Source organism: Microbacterium sp. JZ101, assembly GCF_053903175.1.
Genome location: NZ_CP096400.1, coordinates 754,744 through 775,827, shown reverse-complemented (window position 1 = coordinate 775,827; position 21,084 = coordinate 754,744). Strand labels below are relative to the sequence as shown.

The 21,084-nt window shown below is 71.0% G+C and carries 17 protein-coding genes; 6 read left to right on the top strand and 11 right to left on the bottom strand.

Annotation, left to right across the window (positions count from 1 at the left end):
- Window positions 1–41: 41 nt before the first annotated feature.
- From M1D56_RS03490 to rpoB, 6 genes are all read right to left on the bottom strand, one after another.
- Window positions 42–713 (bottom strand): spermidine/putrescine ABC transporter substrate-binding protein, encoded by a 672-nt coding sequence (locus M1D56_RS03490; RefSeq protein ID WP_282980224.1) that lies wholly within the window; start codon window positions 711–713, stop codon window positions 42–44.
- A 45-nt stretch (window positions 714–758) separates the two neighbouring features.
- On the bottom strand, window positions 759–1,244 hold the full coding sequence (locus M1D56_RS03485; protein ID WP_456284696.1) for a hypothetical protein: 486 nt from the start codon (window positions 1,242–1,244) through the stop codon (window positions 759–761).
- A complete protein-coding gene (locus M1D56_RS03480; protein ID WP_456284695.1) occupies window positions 1,241–2,524 on the bottom strand; it encodes an ABC transporter in 1,284 nt (427 codons plus the stop codon). The genes M1D56_RS03485 and M1D56_RS03480 overlap by 4 nt, the downstream gene beginning before the upstream one ends.
- A gap of 95 nt (window positions 2,525–2,619) precedes the next feature.
- On the bottom strand, window positions 2,620–2,799 hold the full coding sequence (locus tag M1D56_RS03475; protein ID WP_271174459.1) for a hypothetical protein: 180 nt from the start codon (window positions 2,797–2,799) through the stop codon (window positions 2,620–2,622).
- A gap of 130 nt (window positions 2,800–2,929) precedes the next feature.
- Window positions 2,930–6,805, bottom strand: a complete 3,876-nt coding sequence (gene rpoC, locus M1D56_RS03470; RefSeq protein WP_271174458.1) for a DNA-directed RNA polymerase subunit beta' — start codon at window positions 6,803–6,805, stop codon at window positions 2,930–2,932.
- 42 nt (window positions 6,806–6,847) lie between these two features.
- Window positions 6,848–10,342, bottom strand: a complete 3,495-nt coding sequence (gene rpoB, locus M1D56_RS03465; RefSeq protein ID WP_324012344.1) for a DNA-directed RNA polymerase subunit beta — start codon at window positions 10,340–10,342, stop codon at window positions 6,848–6,850.
- Window positions 10,343–10,680: 338 nt separating this feature from the next.
- On the opposite strand from rpoB, the gene M1D56_RS03460 reads away from it, so the two are divergent.
- From M1D56_RS03460 to M1D56_RS03450, 3 genes are all read left to right on the top strand, one after another.
- Window positions 10,681–11,094 (top strand): GIY-YIG nuclease family protein, encoded by a 414-nt coding sequence (locus tag M1D56_RS03460; RefSeq protein WP_456284694.1) that lies wholly within the window; start codon window positions 10,681–10,683, stop codon window positions 11,092–11,094.
- A gap of 53 nt (window positions 11,095–11,147) precedes the next feature.
- Entirely contained in the window at window positions 11,148–12,008 is an 861-nt protein-coding gene (locus M1D56_RS03455) for a spermidine synthase (RefSeq protein ID WP_456284693.1), read from the top strand.
- 115 nt (window positions 12,009–12,123) lie between these two features.
- Entirely contained in the window at window positions 12,124–12,651 is a 528-nt protein-coding gene (locus M1D56_RS03450; RefSeq protein ID WP_271174454.1) for a hypothetical protein, read from the top strand.
- Between the two features lie 3 nt (window positions 12,652–12,654).
- On the opposite strand, the gene erm is transcribed toward M1D56_RS03450, so the two are convergent.
- A complete protein-coding gene (gene erm, locus M1D56_RS03445) occupies window positions 12,655–13,422 on the bottom strand; it encodes a 23S ribosomal RNA methyltransferase Erm (RefSeq protein WP_282980214.1) in 768 nt (255 codons plus the stop codon).
- Between the two features lie 658 nt (window positions 13,423–14,080).
- Here erm and M1D56_RS03440 point away from each other — a divergent pair.
- Window positions 14,081–14,569, top strand: a complete 489-nt coding sequence (locus M1D56_RS03440; protein WP_271174452.1) for a SprT-like domain-containing protein — start codon at window positions 14,081–14,083, stop codon at window positions 14,567–14,569.
- A gap of 14 nt (window positions 14,570–14,583) precedes the next feature.
- Here the strand turns inward: M1D56_RS03440 and M1D56_RS03435 are convergent, their stop codons facing one another.
- Both M1D56_RS03435 and M1D56_RS03430 read right to left on the bottom strand, forming a co-directional pair.
- Entirely contained in the window at window positions 14,584–15,273 is a 690-nt protein-coding gene (locus tag M1D56_RS03435; RefSeq protein ID WP_421074665.1) for a response regulator, read from the bottom strand.
- Window positions 15,270–16,982: an ATP-binding protein gene (locus M1D56_RS03430; protein WP_456284692.1), complete on the bottom strand. Its 1,713-nt coding sequence runs from the start codon at window positions 16,980–16,982 to the stop codon at window positions 15,270–15,272. The genes M1D56_RS03435 and M1D56_RS03430 overlap by 4 nt, the downstream gene beginning before the upstream one ends.
- A gap of 155 nt (window positions 16,983–17,137) precedes the next feature.
- Between M1D56_RS03430 and M1D56_RS03425 the strand changes: the two genes are divergently transcribed.
- Complete coding sequence (locus M1D56_RS03425) at window positions 17,138–18,541, top strand: cation:dicarboxylate symporter family transporter (RefSeq protein ID WP_282980209.1); 1,404 nt, start codon at window positions 17,138–17,140, stop codon at window positions 18,539–18,541.
- Window positions 18,542–18,882: 341 nt separating this feature from the next.
- Here the strand turns inward: M1D56_RS03425 and M1D56_RS03420 are convergent, their stop codons facing one another.
- Complete coding sequence (locus M1D56_RS03420; protein ID WP_456284691.1) at window positions 18,883–19,515, bottom strand: 2-phosphosulfolactate phosphatase; 633 nt, start codon at window positions 19,513–19,515, stop codon at window positions 18,883–18,885.
- 80 nt (window positions 19,516–19,595) lie between these two features.
- Between M1D56_RS03420 and M1D56_RS03415 the strand changes: the two genes are divergently transcribed.
- Window positions 19,596–20,117: a GNAT family N-acetyltransferase gene (locus tag M1D56_RS03415; RefSeq protein WP_421074660.1), complete on the top strand. Its 522-nt coding sequence runs from the start codon at window positions 19,596–19,598 to the stop codon at window positions 20,115–20,117.
- Here M1D56_RS03415 and M1D56_RS03410 read toward each other — a convergent pair.
- Window positions 20,101–21,030: an oxidoreductase gene (locus tag M1D56_RS03410; protein ID WP_456284690.1), complete on the bottom strand. Its 930-nt coding sequence runs from the start codon at window positions 21,028–21,030 to the stop codon at window positions 20,101–20,103. The genes M1D56_RS03415 and M1D56_RS03410 overlap by 17 nt on opposite strands.
- Window positions 21,031–21,084: the final 54 nt, after the last annotated feature.

The window sequence follows — 21,084 nt, the reverse complement described above, 5'->3', positions numbered from 1 at the left end:
TGGACACATCCCCGTCTCCTCGGAGGCGGGGATGTCGCGTTTCAGGGGGTCTTGCCCGGCCCGGAGAGGAAGTCGTCGGGACCGAACGGCGTGTCGAGGGAGCGCGTCAGCTCGGCCAGCATGGCCTCGACCTGAGGCTCGACGAACTCCACGATCGCGGCCTGGATCCGCAGTCGGTGCCCCAGGAGCAGCGAGCAGATCTCGCGCCCGACGAGGTTCGCATACTCGTCAGCCAGACCGACCTCGCGGCGGAGAGCCTCCTTGGCCTCGTCGGAGAGCGGCGGCAGGCTCGGCACCTCGGCGTCGGCCTCGCTCGCGAGCCCCTCGATCGTGAAGAGGAACGGCGCGCCCGGCACGGGATCCGGGTCGAGCGGCAGCCCCTCGTACTCCGGGGCGAGGTCCTCCCCCGGACGATACGAGCGCGCCTGATTCCGCGCCGCCTGCTGGTCGAGCTCGAGCTGGAGAAGCGGCAGGTTCCGGGCGGTGTACTCGGCGACCGCGAGGTCGACGATCTTCTTCATGCGGGTCGAGAGGCCGTGCTGGACGCCGTGCGGGACATCCGATCCGACCCCCGCGGCGGAGAGCACGGGCGAGCCGAAGCAGCGGCGGCAGGGCGCGGATCGACCGCGGTGCGTCGCCGGCTGCCAGCGCGGCAGCCAGCGGAGCCAGGCATCCACCGCCTGCGCCACCTGCGAGTCGAGCGCGCGCTCCATGATCACAGGGTATGACGCCCGGGCTCTCGCGGTGCGGACTCTCGGCTACTCGTCGTCATCGTGGCGCTCCCACGGCCAGAGGGGGCGCCGCGCGCGCGTGCGCCGCACGGCGATCGCACCCCAGGCCGCGACCGCCGCGGAGCCGGCGATGACCGGCACCGGCCATCCGATCGTCACGTCGGCGACCGCGGCCGTCGCCGACGCGATGCCCGCGCCGAACGCGAGCGCGAGCAGCCAGAGCGCCGCGCCGTAGGCCGCGGCGGACGCGAACAGCACCCCGATCACGCGGACGAAGCTCGGATGAGGGATGCGCAGCGCGGGCCACAGCGCGAGGCCGAACACCGCGATGCTCACGACGACCGCAAGAGCGGCCGGGACGATCCCGATGCCCGGAGTCTCGATGACATCGCTGCCCGTGAGGAGGCTGCCGAAGCCCAGCCCGCAGACGACGAGCGCGCCGTCGGCAGCGACAGCGAAGGCGAGGAGCGTCCCTGCGGGAAGCCCCTCGCCTTCGCGAAGAGGTGCGGTCACTGCGAGAGCTGCGGACCTGCCTCGAGCGTGCGCTCGTACTCGGCCTGAGCCTCGGCGTTCTGCGCCGTGACCTTGGCGCCGCGGCGGGCGGCCCAGGCGCCGAACCAGATCGTGATCTCGCGGCCGAGGATGAACGCGACGATCGCGACCGGCGACAGCAGGCTCTCGGCGACGAGCTCCGACCCCTGCGACGGCGTGAGCATCCAGAACGGCGCCTGGAACAGCTGGCCGAGGAGGTGCCCGCCGTAGGAGATCACGCCCACGAGGAGGCCGAAGATGACCCACTTGCCCCAGCGGGCACGGTTCACGAGGGCCCCGAGCAGCCAGAAGCCGAGCCAGAACACGACCACGGGAACCCAGAACTCGAAGCTCGTGAGAAGCGCGACGGCGGGCTCGGCGATGGTCGAGAGCTCGGCCTCGCCGGCGAGCAGGCGCCAGCCGAGGGTCGCGGCGAAGTAGAGGATGGCGAAGACGATCGCGGCGACGAGGCCGATGAGGCCGGCCGCGCCACGGTTGCCGCGGACCTTCGGCGGCTCGGGCGCCTGCACGAAGATCGGCTGGGGTGCGACCGGGGCAGCCGTCGTCTGCGGCTCGACCACGGGCTCGGATGCCGTGACCGCCGGCTCCGAGGCCGAGAACGTCTCGGTCTTGGCCGGCTCGAACCACGGGTCGTTCCGCTTGTCCTGCGCGTCGGCGGCACCCGCTGCCGCGACGCCCGCGGCCGTGGGCCCTGCGGCTCCCGGCGCGGAGAAGGAGTCGCTCGCGTCCGCGTTGCGGCGCTCGAACTCCTCGAGCTCGGCGGCCAGGGCCGCGTAGTCGGGCTCGCCGTCGTGGTCGTTGTCGACCGGCGGGATGTGCGTGGACGCGGGTGCATCGGCGGGAGCGTCCGCGACGGGCGCATCGGCGGCCGTGGCGTCGTCCTCGGGAGCGGCCGGCATGTGGGGCTCGTCCGAGGATGCCGCCGGGATGGCCGCGTCGGCGGGCCCTGCCTCGGAGTCGTCCGCCGGAGCCTCGCTCGACGCGGGTGCCGCCGGGGCCTCGCTCGACGCGGGCGCAGCGGGGGCGGGCTCCGCGGACTCCGTGAAGGTGCCCGCGACGCGCTCGTCCGAGTTCGCGACCTCAGCGCTCTCCGCGCCCTGGCCATCCGCGGGCGACCACGCGTCGGTCGCACGGGCGTCGTCGTTCTCGGGCACGGCGGTCTCGGGCGCGTCGGCGGGTGCCGACTCCTCGATGGGATCGCCGTTGCGCGGTCCGCCGTTCGAACCCTGGGCGTCGCTCATCAGAAGCACTCCTCACGACGGGGACTCTCCCCTGCCCGCGAGAATACCTACGCGGCGCGGCGTGTCGCCGGAGCCTCGCCGCGGAATGTCGGGCTCTACGGGCGTGTCGGCGTGATCGAGCGGAGCCAGTCGAAGAAGAAGTCGACCGCCGCGACGACCCAGTCGCCGACGATGTGCAACGACGGGAACGCGACCCACAGGATCGCGCCGATGATCCCCACGATCAGCAGCCCCGCGATCCACGTGGCTGCGAGATTGCGTCCCCCGATCGCCATGGCACCAGGGTAGAGCCCGCACCCGGCGCCCGCGCGCGACACGCGTCTGCCGGGAGGGCCATCCGGCCCCGGACGACGAAGGAGGCCCCGGGGCGAACCCCGGGGCCTCCTGGCGTGCTTCACAGCCGGATCAGTTGTACGTCCCGGGCGTGAAGTCGTCGGTCGAGAACGCGTCGAAGTCGACGAACGAGTAGTCGCCCTCGGCGTAGGCGCCGTCCGACGCGAAGATGCGGTTGGGGTACCGCTCGCTCTTCGCCTCCTCCGTCGCCTCGACCACGACATCGCGGTACTTCGACAGGCCCGTCCCCGCGGGGATGAGCTTTCCGATGATGACGTTCTCCTTGAGACCGATCAGCGGGTCGCGCTTGCCCTGCATGGCGGCCTCGGTGAGCACGCGCGTCGTCTCCTGGAACGACGCGGCCGACAGCCACGACTCCGTCGCGAGCGACGCCTTCGTGATACCCATCAGCTCGGGACGACCCGACGCGGGGCGCTTGCCCTCGGCGATCGCCGCGCGGTTGATGTCCTGGTAGCGGCGCATGTCGACCATCTCGCCCGGCAGCAGGTCGGTCTCGCCGTGGTCGACCACGGTGACCTTCCGCAGCATCTGGCGCACGATGACCTCGATGTGCTTGTCGTGGATCGGCACACCCTGCGAGCGGTACACGCCCTGCACGCCGCCGACGAGGTACTTCTGCACCTCGCGGGCGCCCTGCACGCGCATGATCTCCTTCGGGTCGAGCGTGCCGACCTGAAGCGGGTCGCCGACCTTGACGTGCTGGCCGTCCTCGACGAGAAGCGTCGCGCGCTTCAGCACCGGGTAGACGTGCGGCTCGTCGCCGTTGTCGGGCGTGAGGATGACCTTCTTCTGCTTCTCGGTCTCCTCGATCGTGATGCGGCCATCCGCCTCCGCGATGGGCGAAGCGCCCTTCGGGGTGCGGGCCTCGAACAGCTCCTGCACGCGGGGAAGACCCTGCGTGATGTCGTCTGCCGACGCCGATCCACCGGTGTGGAACGTGCGCATCGTGAGCTGCGTGCCGGGCTCGCCGATCGACTGGGCCGCGATGATGCCGACGGCCTCGCCGATGTCGACCAGGTTGCCGGTCGCGAGCGAGCGGCCGTAGCAGCGGGCGCAGACGCCGACCGCCGAGTCGCACGTGAGCACCGAGCGCACCTTGATCGAGGTGACGCCCGACTCCACGAGCTGGTCAATCAGCACGTCGCCGACGTCCTGGCCGGCCTGCGCGAGGACGGTGCCGTCCTCCCCGACCACGTCGACCGCGAGGCTGCGGGCGAACACCGAGTTCTCGACGTTCGCGTCGCGCACGAGCACGCCCGATGCGTCGGCCGCGGCGATCGGGTACTCGAGGCCCTTCGACGTGCCGCAGTCCTCCTCGCGGATGATGACATCCTGCGAGACGTCGACGAGACGACGCGTGAGGTAGCCCGAGTCGGCCGTACGGAGAGCCGTGTCGGCGAGACCCTTGCGGGCACCGTGCGTGGCGATGAAGTACTCCGCCACCGACAGGCCCTCGCGGTACGACGAGATGATCGGGCGGGGGATGATCTCGCCCTTCGGGTTGTTCACCAGACCGCGGATACCCGCGATGTTCCGGATCTGCAGCCAGTTACCACGGGCACCCGACGACACCATGCGGTTGATGGTGTTGTCGGCCGGGAAGTTGGCGCGCATCTCCTTCTGGATCTCGTCCGTCGCCTCGGTCCAGATGCGGACCAGCTCGGTGCGGCGCTCCTCGTCGGTCGTGAGGCCCTTCTCGTACTGAGCGGTGACCTTCGCGGCCTGCTGCTCGTAGCGCGCGACGATCTCGGCCTTGTTCGGCGGCGTGAGCACGTCGCTGAGCGCGACCGTGACACCCGAGCGCGTGGCCCAGTAGAAGCCCGCGTCCTTGATCTTGTCGAGCGTCTCCGCCACGACGACCTTCGGGTACTCCTCGGCCAGCTTGTTCACGATCTGCGAGAGCTTGCCCTTGTCGGCCTGCTCGCGCACGAAGGGGTAGCCCTTCGGCAGCTGGTCGTTGAAGATCGCCTGGCCGAGCGAGGTGTCGACGAGGCCGTGCTTGTCGTAGCCCTCCGGAGCCTGGCCCTCGAGGAACTCGAGACCCGGGATGCGGATGCGGACCTTCGCCTGGAGGTCGAGCGTGCCCTCCTCCTTGGCGAGCTGCGCCTCCCACACCGAGCCGAACACGCGGCCCTCGCCGGTCGCGCCGTCCTTGAGCGTGGTCAGGTGGTGCAGGCCGATGATCATGTCCTGCGAGGGCAGGGTCACCGGACGGCCGTCCGACGGCTTCAGGATGTTGTTCGACGCGAGCATGAGGATGCGCGCCTCGGCCTGGGCCTCGACCGACAGCGGAAGGTGCACGGCCATCTGGTCGCCGTCGAAGTCGGCGTTGAACGCCGCGCAGACGAGCGGGTGCAGCTGGATGGCCTTGCCCTCGACGAGCTGCGGCTCGAACGCCTGGATGCCCAGACGGTGCAGCGTGGGGGCGCGGTTCAGGAGAACCGGGCGCTCGCGGATGATCTCCTCGAGCACATCCCACACCTCGGGACGCGTGCGCTCGACCGCGCGCTTGGCGGCCTTGATGTTCTGCGAGTGACCGAGGTCGATCAGGCGCTTGATCACGAACGGCTTGAACAGCTCGAGCGCCATCTGCTTGGGCAGACCGCACTGGTGCAGCTTGAGCTGCGGGCCGACGACGATGACCGAACGGCCGGAGTAGTCGACGCGCTTTCCGAGCAGGTTCTGGCGGAAGCGACCCTGCTTGCCCTTGAGCATGTCGCTCAGGGACTTCAGGGCGCGGTTGCCGGTGCCGGTGACGGGGCGACCGCGGCGGCCGTTGTCGAACAGCGCGTCGACGGCCTCCTGCAGCATGCGCTTCTCGTTGTTCACGATGATCTCGGGAGCCCCGAGGTCGAGAAGGCGGCGCAGACGGTTGTTGCGGTTGATCACACGACGGTAGAGGTCGTTCAGGTCGCTCGTGGCGAAGCGGCCGCCGTCGAGCTGGACCATCGGGCGCAGCTCCGGCGGGATGACCGGGACGACGTCGAGCACCATCGCGGCCGGCGTCATGCCGGTCGAGATGAACGAGTTGACGACCTTGAGGCGCTTGATCGCACGGATCTTGCGCTGGCCCTTGCCCTCGGCGATCTGGTTGCGCAGCGACTCGGCCTCGGCCTCCAGGTCGAACTCCGCGAGGCGACGCTGGATCGCCTCGGCACCCATGTGCGCCTCGAAGTACTGGCCGAAGCGGTCCTGGAGCTCCTGGAAGACGTCGTCCTCCGCCTTGAGCTCGCCGACCTTGAGGGAGCGGAACTCCTCCCACATCCGCTCGAGCTTGGCGATGGACTCGTCCGCGCGCTTGCGGATGGTCGCCATCTCCTTCTCGGCAGCGTCGCGGACCTTCTTCTTCTGGTCTGCCTTGGCGTCCTCGGCCTCGAGAGCCGCGAGCTCCTCCTCCAGCTTCTGGAGGCGAGCCGCGATGCGCGAGTCACGACGGTCGTTCAGGTTCTTGATCTCGAGACGCAGGTTGTTCTCGTGAGTCGGCATGTCGCGGTGACGCGCCTCCTCGTCGACCGAGATGACCATGTAGGCGGCGAAGTAGATGACCTTCTCGAGGTCCTTCGGCGCCATGTCGAGCAGGTACCCGAGGCGCGACGGAACGCCCTTGAAGTACCAGATGTGCGTCACGGGCGCGGCGAGCTCGATGTGGCCCATGCGCTCACGGCGGACGGAGCTCTTGGTGACCTCCACGCCGCAGCGCTCGCAGACGATGCCCTTGAAGCGGACGCGCTTGTACTTGCCGCAGGCGCACTCCCAGTCGCGGCTGGGACCGAAGATCTGCTCGCCGAAGAGGCCGTCCTTCTCCGGCTTCAGCGTGCGGTAGTTGATGGTCTCGGGCTTCTTGACCTCGCCGAAGGACCAGCGACGGATGTCGTCGGCGGTGGCCAGGCCGATGCGAAGCTCATCGAAAGTTGTTGCGTCGAGCACTAGTTCTCCTGTATTCGGAAATCTCTAAATCGGCTGGCCGGATCAGATCTCGTCGATCGAGGCGGACTCGAATCGGCTGGAGATGTTGATGCCGAGCTCCTCCGCAGCGCGGAAGGCCTCGTCGTCGGTGTCGCGGAGGTTGACCGCCGTGCCGTCGGACGAGAGGACCTCGACGTTCAGGCAGAGCGACTGCATCTCCTTCATGAGCACCTTGAAGGACTCGGGGATGCCGGGCTCGGGGATGTTCTCGCCCTTGACGATCGCCTCGTACACCTTGACGCGGCCGAGGATGTCGTCGGACTTGACCGTGAGGAGCTCCTGCAGCGCGTACGCGGCGCCGTAGGCCTCGAGGGCCCACACCTCCATCTCGCCGAAGCGCTGACCGCCGAACTGCGCCTTACCACCGAGCGGCTGCTGGGTGATCATCGAGTACGGGCCCGTCGAGCGCGCGTGGATCTTGTCGTCAACGAGGTGGTGCAGCTTCAGGATGTACATGTAGCCGACCGAGATCGGAGCCGGGTAGGGCTCGCCGGTGCGGCCGTCGAAGAGCTGCGCCTTGCCCGAGCGGTCGATGAGGCGGTCGCCGTCGCGCGTCGGGAGCGTCGAGTCGAGCAGACCCGCGATCTCGGACTCGTAGGCGCCGTCGAACACGGGGGTCGCGACCTTCGTGCCGGGGGCGACCTCGCGGGCGTCCTCGGGGATGTGCACGGCCCACTCGGGCTCGCCCTCGATCTTCCAGCCCTGCTTGGCGATCCAGCCGAGGTGCGTCTCGAGGACCTGGCCGAAGTTCATTCGACCGGGGATGCCCATCGGGTTCAGCACGACGTCGAGCGGCGTTCCGTCCGCGAGGAACGGCATGTCCTCGACGGGGAGGATCTTCGCGATGACGCCCTTGTTGCCGTGACGGCCGGCGAGCTTGTCGCCCTCGGTGATCTTGCGCTTCTGGGCGATGTAGACCACGACGCGGCGGTTGACGCCCGAGCCGAGCTCGTCGTCGCCCTCCTCGGCGTTGAACTCCTTGACCGCGATGATCGTGCCCTGCTCGCCGTGCGGCACCTTGAGCGACGTGTCGCGGACCTCGCGGCTCTTCTCGTTGAAGATCGCGCGGAGCAGGCGCTCCTCGGCCGAGAGCTCGGTCTCGCCCTTGGGCGTGACCTTGCCGACGAGGATGTCGCCGGGGCGGACCTCGGCGCCGATGCGGATGATGCCGCGCTCGTCGAGGTCCTTCAGGAGCTCGGGGCTCACGTTGGGGAGGTCGCGGGTGATCTCCTCCTTGCCGAGCTTCGTGTCACGGGCGTCGACCTCGTACTCCTCGATGTGGATCGAGGTGAGGGTGTCGTCCTTCACGAGGTTCTGGCTGAGGATGATCGCGTCCTCGAAGTTGTGGCCCTCCCACGACATGAACCCGACGAGCAGGTTCTTGCCGAGCGCGAGCTCGCCGTTCTCCGTCGCCGGACCATCCGCGATGACCTCGCCGACCTCGACGCGCTCGCCCGCGGTCACGATCGCACGCTGGTTGTAGCAGTTGCCCTGGTTCGAGCGGTCGAACTTGCGCAGGAAGTAGTCGCGGCGGCCGCCCTCGTCGAGCTGCACCGAGACGTAGTCGCTCGTGACGTCGGTGACGACGCCCGCCTTGTCGGCGATGATCGAGTCGCCCGCGTCGATGGCCGCGTAGCCCTCCATGCCGGTGCCGACCAGCGGCGACTCGGCGACGAGGAGCGGAACGGCCTGACGCTGCATGTTGGCGCCCATGAGCGCGCGGTTCGCGTCGTCGTGCTCGAGGAACGGGATGAGCGAGGTTCCGACCGACACCATCTGGCGCGGCGAGACGTCCATGTACGACACCTCGTCGGCGGGCACGAGGTCGACCTCGTTGCCGCGCTGACGCGCGAGCACGCGCTCGTCGGCGAACGTGCCGTCCTCGTTGAGGACCGCGTTGGCCTGGGCGACGTTGAAGCGCGTCTCCTCGGCGGCGGTGAGGTAGTCGATCTCGTTCGTCACGCGGCCGTCGACGACGCGGCGGTACGGCGTCTCGATGAAGCCGAACGCGTTGATGCGCGCGAACGACGCGAGCGAGCCGATGAGGCCGATGTTCGGGCCTTCCGGCGTCTCGATCGGGCACATGCGGCCGTAGTGCGACGGGTGGACGTCACGGACCTCGACGCCCGCGCGGTCGCGCGAGAGACCGCCGGGGCCCAGCGCCGACAGGCGGCGCTTGTGGGTCAGACCCGCGAGCGGGTTGTTCTGGTCCATGAACTGCGACAGCTGCGACGTTCCGAAGAACTCCTTGATCGCGGCGACGACGGGGCGCACGTTGATCAGGGTCTGCGGCGTGATCGCCTCGATGTCCTGCGTGGTCATGCGCTCGCGGACGACGCGCTCCATGCGCGACAGACCGGTGCGGACCTGGTTCTGGATGAGCTCGCCCACCGCGCGGATGCGACGGTTGCCGAAGTTGTCGATGTCGTCGACCTCGATGCGGAGGTCGACGACCTCGCCGCCCTTGCGGACGCCCTCGAAGGTCTCGTCGCCGCGGTGCAGGCGGACGAGGTACTTGATCGTCGCGACGATGTCCTCGACCGTGAGCACCGAGTCGGTGAGCGGCTTGTCGAGGCCGAGCTTCTGGTTCAGCTTGTAGCGGCCGACCTTGGCGAGGTCGTAGCGCTTCGGGTTGAAGTAGAAGTTGTCGAGCAGCGAGCGCGCGGCCTCGGCGGCGACCTGCTCGCCCGGACGCAGCTTGCGGTAGATGTCGCGGAGCGCCTCCTCCTGCGTGAGGATCGTGTCCTTCGCGAGGGTCTCCTCGATCGAGGAGATGCCGGCGAACTCGGCGAGGATGTCGTCGCTCGAGAGGCCGAGGGCCTTGAGGAACACCGTGACCGACTGCTTGCGCTTGCGGTCGATGCGGACGCCGACCTGGTCGCGCTTGTCGATCTCGAACTCGAGCCATGCGCCGCGGCTGGGGATGACGCGCGCCGACACGATGTCCTTGTCGGACGTCTTGTCGGGGGTCTTGTCGAAGTAGACGCCGGGCGAGCGGACGAGCTGCGACACCACGACACGCTCGGTGCCGTTGATGATGAACGTGCCCTTGTCGGTCTGCAGCGGGAAGTCGCCCATGAAGACCGTCTGAGTCTTGATCTCACCGGTCTGGTGGTTCATGAACTCGGCCTCGACGTAGAGCGGGGCCGCGTAGGTCTTGCCGCGGTCCTTGCACTCCTCGATCGTGTACTTCTCGGGCTCGAGGTAGGGGTTGGTGAACGAGAGCTGCATCGTCTCGCTCAGGTCCTCGATGGGCGAGATCTCCTCGAAGATCTCGTCGAGACCGCTCCGCTCGGGCACGTCGGTGCGTCCGGCGGCCTTCGCCTCGGCGACGCGGGCCTTCCAGGCCTCGTTGCCGACGAGCCAGTCGAACGACTCGGTCTGCAGCGCCAGCAGGTCGGGGACCGTGAGCGTGTCGGAGATCTTGGCGAACGAGAGGCGGGATGCTCCGCGTCCGTTCTTCGGGGTGGTGGTGGATGCGTTGCGCGCAGCAGCCAAGGGGAAAACCTCCATGAGCCCCGCGTGCGGGGCCGCTAGATTCCTTGTCGACAGGTGAGGTGCGCTTCGGGTCTATCCTGTGATTCGCACGCCGCTATCTGCGGGGATCACGGGAGCCAGCCGACCACCATATGAAGGCATGGATGACCCATAAGAGCGCAAATCTCAAGCATAGACCCTCTGACGCGCCGTGGCAAGCGGAGTCCTTGACCTCGCTCGGACTGTCCGGTATAAATGCGCGCCCGGCGGCGCCGCGGGCCGGCTCGGGAGCCGGTGAGGGCGCCGGTGAGGGCGCCGGTCGCGGCGATGGTGTCGGAGCCCCGGCGTAGCCTCGGCGGGTGACGACACTGGCCGACCCGTGCGCCTTCTGCGGAGGGCGCGAGGGCGAGCGCGTCGGCGGATGGCCGCGGTGCGCACGGTGCGGATGGATCGTCGGCGACGCTCCCGACGCGGACCTCGCCCCGCCGCGCGTCGAGGTCGTCTACTACCTCCGCTACGCCGAGCGCGTGAAGATCGGGACGTCGACCGATCCCCGCCGCCGGCTCCGCACCATCCGCCACGAGGAGCTGCTCGCGTTCGAGCAGGGCGGGAGGCCGGTCGAGCAGGCGCGGCACGCGCAGTTCGCGCACCTGCGCGAGGGCGGCGAGTGGTTCACGGCCGCGCCCGAGCTGCTCGCGCACATCGCGTCGCTCGCCGACGGCGATCCGTGGCACCGGTACCTGCGCTGGCTCGCCGACGCGCATCGCCCTTGACCCCGCGAGAGCCCTGCAGCACGAGACGCACCGCCCCGCGAGAGGATGGACGCATGGGACGCCAGCGGAGAGACGAGCGCGACGAGCCGCAGGCACGTCTGTCGGACGGGTCGATCGCGCGGATCGCGCCGAGCGAGTTCGGCTCGGGCTGGGAGCTGATCGTCGACGGCACCCCGCAGTCGCACGTCGACCTCGACGACCCGACGCACCTTCACTTCGAGTACGTCGCGCGGATGGGCGCGGTCATCGACCAGCTGCCGCCCGGCCCGCTCACGGCCGTGCACCTCGGCGGCGGGGGCCTCACGATCCCGCGGTACATCGACGCGACGCGGCCGGGGTCGCGGCAGCAGGTCGTCGAGCTCGAGCAGGCGCTCGTCGACCTCGTCCGCGCGCAGCTCCCGCTCCCTCGCGGCGCGGCCATCCGCATCCGGATCGGCGATGCACGCGAGGGCCTCGGACGACTCCCCTCCGCCCTGACGGGGCAGGTCGACCTGCTCGTCTCCGACGTGTACTCGGGCGCGCAGACGCCTGCGCACCTCACGACGGTCGAGTTCTACCGCGCGGCCGCCGCGCTCCTCGCGCCGCACGGCGTGCTGCTCGTCAACGTCGCGGATGGCGCGGGCCTCGCGTTCGCGCGGAGGCAGGTGGCGACCATCCGCGATGTGCTGCCGCACGTCGTCGTGCTCGCCGAGGTGCAGGTGCTCAAGGGCCGGCGCTTCGGCAACCTCGTCGTCGCGGCGTCGGCGGCGCCCCTCCCGACCGAGTGGCTGCCGCGGCTCATGGCGGCCGGGCCGCACCCCGCGAAGGTCGCCGAGGGCCGCGAGATCGACGAGTTCGTGCGCGGCGCCCTCCCCGCGACCGACGCGGATGCGACGGCCTCGCCCAAGCCGTCCGCGTCGCTCTTCGAGCGCTGACGCGGACGCGTTTCTTCCGATCCGCGATCGATCCGACCCGGCCCGGTGTGCCTGCCCGGCGGATGCGCGGACGCGTTGCACACTGGACAGGCGACTGCGCGGAAGGGAGTGGGAATTGAGCTACATCCACGGATACGATCCGGAGACCCTTCGTGAGGTCGTCGACCCCGCCGAGTGCCGCGAGCGCCTCGCGGAGATCGGCCCGCAGCGGAGCCTCCCCGCTCTGCTCGAGCGGGTGTGGCTACTGAAGGTGCTCGGCGAGCTCGACGAGGCCCTCTCGATCTCGGAGCAGGCCGTCCGCGTCGCGCGGATGGCCGGAACCCGCAAGGACCTCCTGCGCGCCCGTGTGCTGCACGCGACGGTGCAGCAGTTCCGCGGCGCGTACGCGGCCGCCGAGTACGAGCTGTCGACCTGCATCGAGGAGGCCGAGGGCCAGGAGTGGGCGGGCATCGCCGCCTTCGCGCTCCAGCACCGCGGCAAGACGCGCTTCGACGCGGGCGACTTCGAGGGCGCCCGCCAGGACTTCAAGCGCGTGCTCTTCCTGCGCCAGGAGATGGGCGCCCCCGAGCAGCAGCTCGAGGCGACGATGTCGGCGATCGAGGCCGCCGAGCGCCGTCGCCCCCGCTCCGCCGTCGCGAGCTGACGGCTACCGCCGCGACACCTCCCGCCACAGCGCCGCCCAGTCCTCGGGCTGGAGATCGCGCGGGAGACGCGCCGCGTCGATGCCGCACGCCGCGAGCGCACGACGCGCGCTGCGGCCATCCGCACCCGTCGCACGGCGCAGGATCTCGGCCATCCCCCGCCCCTGGCCGGTGAAGGCGGAGCGCACGAAGCGCTCGTAGCCGCGCCGCTCCCGGGTCGGGATGAGCGGGGTCGGCCGGCGCGAGATCGTCAGGATGCCGCCGTCGACGCCGGGCACCGGGCGGAAGCCCCGCGCCGGGACGCGCCCGTGCAGCGCGAAGGCGAACCACGGCGCGGCCTGCGCCGTCATGAGGGTCGCACCGCCGACGCCCGCCCGCTTGCGCGCGACCTCCCACTGGGTGAGGAGCACGGCGTCGGTCCAGCGCCGCGCGGCGAGGAGGTGACGCAGCAGGGGCGTCGTCAGGTGGAACGGCAGGTTGCCCACGACGACGTCGGCGTCGAGCGGATGGCCGAGCGCGTCGGCGCGGACGATCCGCACGCCGGGCAGGCGGCGGCGGAGCCCGCGCACCCGCGTCTCGTCGATCTCGAGCGCCGTGAGGTCGCGCGGCAACGTCGCGAGGCGGCGGGTGAGGGCGCCGTCTCCCGCGCCGATCTCGAGCACCGACCCGGTGGTGTCGGCGACGAGGGCGACGAGCCGGTCGATGGTGGGCTGGTGGATGAGGAAGTTCTGTCCGAGTTCATGGCGTCCGCCATGGATGGATCGGGGTCGCATGCGAGCGCTCCAGGGAAGGATTCGGAGCGCCCGGGCACGTCGGGCGTGAGCGAGGACGCGCGTCCGGGCGCGATGGCATCCGGAACGACGGCGCGGAGAAGGTCGACCTGCGAACGCGCCGTCAGGCGCGGCGGTCGCGGACGTAGACGCACGCCGTCAGCGCGCTGCACAGAGTCCCCATGCGCCCCAGTCTATGCATGTCTCGCTCTCGGCGGGAAAGACGGGCGGATAGCCGCGGCGGGCGAGACACGGGCGGGTGGCGGGCGTTGCGTGTCTCACTTCTGGCGGGAAAGACGGGCCGATAACCGCGGCGGGCGAGACACGGTGGCCCTGCCGACACCACATGTCTCACCCCCGGCGGGATAAGCCGCGGGATACCCGCACCAGGTGAGACACGACGTGCCGTGTGCCGAGGCAGGTGACCCCGGCGAACCATGCGTGTCTCACCACGGACCAGAAAGACCGGCGGATGGCCGCGCCAAGTGAGACATGGAAGCCCACGCCCCTCGCCCCCGCGCCCCACACCCCACGCCTCCGCCCCCACGCCCCACGCCTCCGCACCTCCGCCCCGCCCTCGCCCACCGGCCGCACGCGACACACGCCCACCCGGCGGCGAGCGCTGGGCCGCGTTGTCGGCGGGGGCGCTTAGCCTCGAAGCGTGTCGGATCTGCAGCGCGTCACCCGATGGGCCGAAGCCCTCATCGCCCAGCACCTCGACGAGAGCTGGAGCTTCGCCTTCGACAACGCCAAGCGCCGGGCCGGCCAGTGCGACTTCTCACGCAAGCGGATCACCGTCTCGCGCTACCTCGCCGCACGGTACGACGACGACACGAACCACCAGACCCTGCTGCACGAGGTCGCGCACGCCCTCGCGGGGCGCGCCGCGGGGCACGGCAAGGCCTGGAAGCGCATCGCCCGCGACCTCGGCTACGTCGGCGGCACGACACACGACGGCGAGACGGCGACCGAACTCGCGCCCTGGGTCGGCACGTGCCCGGGCGGCCACACGGTGTACCGTCATCGGCGTCCGGCGCGGGCGTCGTCGTGCGTGAAGTGCGCGCCGACGTTCGACCGGCGCTTCCTCTTCACGTGGGAGCGCCGCGAGATCACGCGCGCTGACCGCGTCGCCGCGATGACGCCGCGGTAAGACCCCGGGCCTCCTCACTCGACGCGCCGGTACTCCAGCTCGGGGCGCCCGCGGCCGCCGTGACGCGGCGAGCGCGCCACGACGCCCCCGTCGGCGAGGAACTCCAGGTACCGGCGCGCCGTCACCCGCGAGAGTCCGAGCACGTCGGCCACCTCGGATGCCGAGAGCCCCTCGGCCGCGATGAGCTCCGTGACCGCATCGAGGGTTTCCTGAGAGAGTCCCTTCGGCAGCCCAGGCAGGTTCGTCGTCCGCAGCGCCGCGAACGCCGTGTCCACCTCGCGCTGGCTGAGCGCCGACACGGGCGACCGCATCCGCTCGAAGTACTCGCGGTACGCACGCAGCTTCGCCGCGAACACGTCGAACGTGAACGGCTTGATGAGGTACTGCACGACGCCGACGGCGACGGCCTGCCTCACCGCACCGAGCTCACGCACGGCCGTGACGGCGATCACGTCGATCGCGATCCCCGCCGCCCGCAGCTCTCGGCACAGCTCGAGCCCGTGACCATCCGGCAGGTTGAGGTCGAGCAGCACGAGATGGATGCGATCGTCTGTCGCGTATGCATCGCGGATGGCCCGGCGCGCGGATGCCGCGGTGTGCGCGGTCCCGACGAGCGCGAATCCATCGAGGCGGGCCAGGTACGCGCCGTGCGCCTGCGCGGCGCGGGGGTCGTCCTCGACGACGAGGACCCGGATCGGCGTCATGACCGCTCCCCCGCGCGGGCCGCGTCCTCCCCCGCGGCTCCCGCCCCATCCGGCCGTGGCAGCGTCGCCGTGAAGACGGCTCCCCCGCCCGGAGCCTCGGCGACCTCGATGTCGCCGCCCAGCCCGCGCGCGGCCTGACGCGCGAGCGCGAGACCGTAGCCATGGCCCTGCGCGTCATCGGCCTTCGTCGAGAACCCGCGCTCGAAGATGCGCTCGCGGTCGGCCGCCGCGACGCCGTCTCCGCTGTCGGTCACCTGGAACACGAGCGCATCGTCCTCCGTCTCGCCGAGATACACCTCCACCCACGCATCGCGGACGCCCGTGCGCGCCGCCCGCCTCGCCGACGCCTCGATCGCGTTGTCGATGAGGTTGCCGAGGATGGTCACGACGTCGGCCGGCGGGAGGCCATGCGTTCCCGGGGCGAGATGGGTCTCGAAGTGCATCTCCACGGCCCGCTCATGCGCCTGCGCGACCTTGCCGAGCACGAGCGCCGCGATGACCGGCTCATCCACGGCGTGCAGCACGCGGTCAGCCAGCCGCTGCCCGAGGTCGCGCTCCGACGCCGCGAACGCGAGCGCCTCGTCGGGGCGCCCGAGCTCGATGAGCGACGCGATCGCGTGCAGGCGGTTGTCGAACTCGTGCGCCTGCGCGCGCAGCGCATCGGAGATCGTCTTCACCGACGACAGCTCGCCGGCCATCCGCCGCAGCTCCGTGCGATCGCGGAGCGCGAGGATCTCCGCGCGACGGCCGCCGAGCTCGATCTCCGACCGGTCGACGACGAGCTCGCGCGCACCCACCCGCACGACGGCTCCGCCTTCTCGCCCGGTGAGCACGTCGCGCACCTCGGTCGGGAGGGTCGGGTCGTCGACCGCGAACGGCGGCTCCTCCGCGATCCCGAGCAGCACGCCCGCCTGGTCGTTCGCGAGCACGACGCGCGCCGCGCCATCCGATCGCGGGCGCTCGACGAGCAGCAGGCCCTCCTCGAGCGAGTGGAGCACCGCCTCGTGAGCGGCGAAGAGCCGCGCGAGCTCGTCGGGATCACGACCGTCGGTCACGCGGTAGAGGCGGCGGAACAGCAGGATGGTCGCGAGCGCTCCCAGCCCCACGACCGCGAGCGTGGCGAGGCCGACGAGCTGCAGACGCAGCAGGATGGACCCGGTCACGTTCTCGAGCGTCACGCCGGCCGAGACGAGGCCGACGATCTCGCCGTCGTCCGCGACGGGAGCGACCGCGCGCACCGAGGGCCCGAGCGTGCCGGAGTACACCTCGGTGAACGTCTCCCCCTCGAGGGCGGGCGCGATCGTGCCGATGAACGCGCCGCCGATCCGCGCGGGGTCGGCGTGCGTATAGCGGGTGCGATCGGTGTCCATGATCGTCACGTACGAGACGCCCGTCGCGGCGATGATCCGCTCGACGTACGGCTGCAGCTCGGCCGACGCCGTCGCGACGGCGCCCTCCGGGTCGGCGCCGATGCGCCCGTGAGCGGCGGAGACGACCTCGATCACCGTCGGCTCGCTCGCGAGGGTGAGCACGAGGCTCGTCGAGCGCTCCTCCGCGTCCGCGTGCGCCGCGGTCTGCGCGTCCCACGCGAGCACGCCGAACACGATCGCCCCGCCGGCGAGCAGCACGGCCGTCTGCACGCCGAGCACCCACGCCGCCACGCTGCGCCGTCGTCCGCGCGCGCCGATCCCGGCGCCTCGTCGTGCCATCCCCCCATTGTGTCGGCCGCGCGCCCTCGCCCTCCGCCTCTCGACGCGAACACTATGCACGCAAGTCGTCCGGTCTATCCGCCCCGGAACAGGATGAACCCCGCACGCCGGACCGCGAACCCGAGGCTCCGGTGCCCCGAAGGAGAGGACGCACCATGGCGACGACGCCACAGGCCGCGCAGCGCAGGCGCGGCATCGACAAGCAGCACTGGCTCTACATCGCGGTCATCATCGCCGTGGTCGCGGGCATCGCGGTCGGACTCATCTGGCCCGACTTCGGCGCATCGCTCGCCTGGATCGGCAAGGCCTTCGTCGGCCTCATCAAGATGATGATCGCCCCGGTGATCTTCTGCACGATCGTGCTCGGCATCGGCTCTATCGCGAAGGCCGCGACCGTCGGCAAGGTCGGCGGGCTCGCGCTCGGCTACTTCCTCGTGATGTCGACGTTCGCGCTCTTCATCGGCCTCGTGGTCGGCAACCTCATCCACCCCGGCGAGGGACTCCAGCTCAGCAACCCGGGCTACGAGGTCGAGGGCGAGGCCGAGTCGACGACCGACTTCCTCATGGGCATCATCCCCGCGACGCTCTTCTCGCCGCTCACGGGCGAGTCGGTCCTGCAGGTGCTCTTCGTCTCGCTGCTCGTCGGCTTCGCCATCCAGCGCCTCGGCGCCAAGGGCGAGCGCATCCTCGAGGGCATCCGCCTCGTGCAGGCCGTCGTCTTCCGCGTGCTGACCATGATCCTCTGGGTCGCCCCGATCGGCGCCTTCGGCGCGATCGCCGGCGTCGTCGGCTCGACCGGATGGGGCGCCGTGCTCGCGCTCGGGACGCTGATGATCGGCTTCTACGTCACGTGCATCCTCTTCATCGGCGTCGTGCTCGCCGCCGTGCTGTGGTTCACCGCGCGCATCAACATCTTCTCCGTGATGAAGTACCTCGCCCGCGAGTACCTCCTCATCGTGAGCACGTCGTCGTCGGAGTCGGCCCTGCCCCGCCTCATCGCGAAGATGGAGCACCTCGGGGTCTCGAAGCCCGTCGCGGGCATCACGGTGCCCACCGGCTACTCGTTCAACCTCGACGGCACCGCGATCTACCTCACGATGGCGTCGCTGTTCATCGCCACCGCGATGGGCACGCCGCTGTCGATCTCGGAGCAAATCGGGCTGCTCGTCTTCATGATCATCGCGTCGAAGGGCGCCGCGGGCGTCACCGGCGCGGGGCTCGCCACCCTCGCGGGCGGCCTGCAGACCTACCGCCCCGACCTCGTCGACGGCGTCGGCATCATCACGGGAATCGACCGCTTCATGTCGGAGGCCCGCGCGCTCACGAACTTCACGGGCAACGCCGTCGCCTCGATCGTCATCGCGACGTGGACGCGCGAGTTCGACCGCGACCAGGCGCGCCAGGTGCTCCGCGGCGAGCGGCCGTTCGACGAGGAGACGATGACCGACGACCACGACGAGCCCGACTTCTCGAAGCTGCCGGAGCTCCCCGAGGACGGCCAGGGCCCGTCGCCCATCTCGCGCGTGATCCGCACCGACGAGGTGCGCGCCGGGCGGTAGTCCCGCTCACCCGCTGCGACGCGGCCCCGGTCGGATGGCCGGGGCCGCGTCGTGCGCGGAAGTCCCGCGCCACCCACCCCGCCCAGGTCGCAAAAACCGTCCCCAAAACAGCCGAATAGCGGCCGAAACCGCGACCTGAACAGGGGTCGACCCCGCTACCCCGCCCAGGTCGCAAAAACCGCCCCCAAAACGGCCGAATATCGGCCGAAACCGCGACCTGAACAGGGCCAGCCCCTCAACCGAGCCCCGTCGACACCCACCCACCCCGCCCGGGTCGCAAAAACCGTCCCCAAACGGGCCTAATAGCGGCCGAAACTGCGACCTGAACAGGGCCGCGCCCCTCAGCCCAGGGCCGTGAACACCCCGTCCCGCAGCACGGGCACGACGTCGAGGTCGTCGATCGCCGCGGCGGGCTTCACGTCGGCGTGCCGTGGGTCGCCGTCAAGCTCCCGGCCCGAGCCGCTCGCGGTCAGCAGGTGCTTCACCGCGCGACGGAGCGCCCTGAACGACTCGGCCGGCACCACGGCCTCGGGCGAGGAGTGGTCGATGCCGAGGTCCGACAGTGCCGCGATCACGGCGCCCGCGCCGAGCTGGTCCTCGACCGCGAACCGCAGCCCGGCGCCATCCGTCTCGCCCGCCGCGATGACGGCGATGCTCGTGCGGGCGCCGCGGCGCTCCTGCTCGGCGAGCACGGCGCGGGCGACGGCCGCCGCGTTGCGCAGCGCCCCGGCGAGCACGACCGGTGCGTGCTCCAGGCCCGCGGCGGCCTGCGCGACCGCGGCGCCGTTGATCGAGACGGCGTGCGCGTCGGCCAGCGCGACCTGCTCGCGGCGTGCGACCGCGGCGGCGACGTTGGAGGTGAAGCGGATGACGTCGACCACGATCACGACGTCGGCGGGCGCGAGGCGCCGCAGCCCGTCGACTCCCCAGTCGAAGCGCACCTGATACGAGGACTGATCGAACGCGGAGGCCATCCCTCGATTCTCCCCGACCGTCTCGAGTGCTCGGCGCAAGCCCCTGGCGCGGGCGCGGCCGGATGCGGCATCGTGCTGAGGTGGAGACGACGATCGAGATCCGGCGAGCGCGACCCGACGACGCCCGAGGGCTCGCGGAGGTGCACATCCGCACCTGGCGCATCGCCTACGCCCACCTCCTGCCGGCCGAGACGCTCTCGCGCCTGTCGGTGCCCGCACGGGCTCGGCGGTGGGAGCGCATCCTCCGGCAGAACCGCAATCCGACGTGGATCGCGCTCGAGGGGGCGCGCGTGCTCGGGTTCGCGTCATCGGGCCCGGCCCGCGATCCCGAGCCGCCCGCCGAGCGGGAGCTGTACGCCCTCTACCTCGACCCCGATCGCCACGGCTCGGGCGTCGCCGACGCGCTGATCCGCGAGGCGATCGGCGACCGACCCGCCTACCTGTGGGTGCTCGCGGGCAACGCCCGGGCCATCCGCTTCTACGAGAAGCACGGCTTCGCGCTCGACGGCGTCGAGCGCGTCGAGGACGCGGCCGACGGCACGCCGCTCCCCGAGCTGCGGATGGCCAGGGATGCCGGATCGGACGTCAGCGCCCGGAGGTGACGCCGTCGAGGAGCGCGAGCTCGTCGTCGGCGAGGCGGATGGCGCCAGCCGTGACGTTCTCCTCGAGGTGCCGGAGGTCGCCCGTGCCCGGGATCGCGAGGACGTTCGGCGCGCGGTGGAGCGTCCAGGCGAGCCGGATCTGCGCGGGGGTCGCCCCGTGCGCCTCCGCGACCGCCGCGACCTCGGCAGCGCCGGTGTCGTCGTGGCCGCCGCCCGGCAGCGCGCCCGGCACCGCCGCCCCCATCGCGAAGAACGGGACGAACGCGATGCCGCGCTCATGCGCGAGCTCGAGCACGTCGTCGTCCGCCCGGTCGGCGAGCCCGTAGCGGTTCTGCACGCAGACGACCGGCGCGACCTCCAGGGCCTCGCGCAGCTGCCCGGCCGTGACGTTCGAGACGCCGATGCTGCGGAGCAGACCCGCGCCCTGCAGCTCGACGAGGGCGCCGAGGTGGTCGGCGAGGGACCCCTCCTCCTTCCCCAGGCCGGCGCCCCAGCGCAGGTTGACGAGGTCGAGCTGCTCGACCCCCAGCTGGCGGATGTTCTCCTCGACCTGCGCGCGGAGCTGGTCGGGTCGCGCGTAGGGCTCGAACTCGCCCTCGCGGCTGCGGGAGGCTCCGACCTTCGTTGCGAGGACGAGCTCGTCGCCGTAGGGCTGGAGCGCCGTCGCGATCAGCTCGTTGGCGGATCGCGTCGCGAAGAAGTAGAAGGCCGCCGTGTCGATGTGGTTCACGCCGAGCTCGACGGCGCGGCGCAGCACCGCGATGGCGTCGGAGCGGTCGCGCGGCTTCGGGTCCCATGGCATGCCGGTCAGGCGCATCGCGCCGAAGCCGAGGCGGTTGACCGTGCGGTCGCCGAGCTGCCAGGTGCCGGAGAGAGCTGCGGAGGGGGCGAGGGTGTCATTCTGTGCGGTCATGCCCTCAGCGTGCGACGGCCGCGACGGGAATCCGCTCCCGTGGCAGGTTGTTGC

Excerpts from the sequence above, each read along its gene's own strand:
- M1D56_RS03490 (WP_282980224.1), bottom strand. The coding sequence starts at position 713 with ATGGAGCGCGCGCTCGACTCGCAGGTGGCGCAGGCGGTGGATGCCTGG.
- M1D56_RS03480 (WP_456284695.1), bottom strand. The coding sequence starts at position 2,524 with ATGAGCGACGCCCAGGGTTCGAACGGCGGACCGCGCAACGGCGATCCC.
- M1D56_RS03475 (WP_271174459.1), bottom strand. The coding sequence starts at position 2,799 with ATGGCGATCGGGGGACGCAATCTCGCAGCCACGTGGATCGCGGGGCTG.
- M1D56_RS03455 (WP_456284693.1), top strand. The coding sequence starts at position 11,148 with ATGGGACGCCAGCGGAGAGACGAGCGCGACGAGCCGCAGGCACGTCTG.
- erm (WP_282980214.1), bottom strand. The coding sequence starts at position 13,422 with ATGCGACCCCGATCCATCCATGGCGGACGCCATGAACTCGGACAGAAC.
- M1D56_RS03435 (WP_421074665.1), bottom strand. The coding sequence starts at position 15,273 with ATGACGCCGATCCGGGTCCTCGTCGTCGAGGACGACCCCCGCGCCGCG.
- M1D56_RS03430 (WP_456284692.1), bottom strand. The coding sequence starts at position 16,982 with ATGGCACGACGAGGCGCCGGGATCGGCGCGCGCGGACGACGGCGCAGC.
- M1D56_RS03425 (WP_282980209.1), top strand. The coding sequence starts at position 17,138 with ATGGCGACGACGCCACAGGCCGCGCAGCGCAGGCGCGGCATCGACAAG.
- M1D56_RS03420 (WP_456284691.1), bottom strand. The coding sequence starts at position 19,515 with ATGGCCTCCGCGTTCGATCAGTCCTCGTATCAGGTGCGCTTCGACTGG.
- M1D56_RS03410 (WP_456284690.1), bottom strand. The coding sequence starts at position 21,030 with ATGACCGCACAGAATGACACCCTCGCCCCCTCCGCAGCTCTCTCCGGC.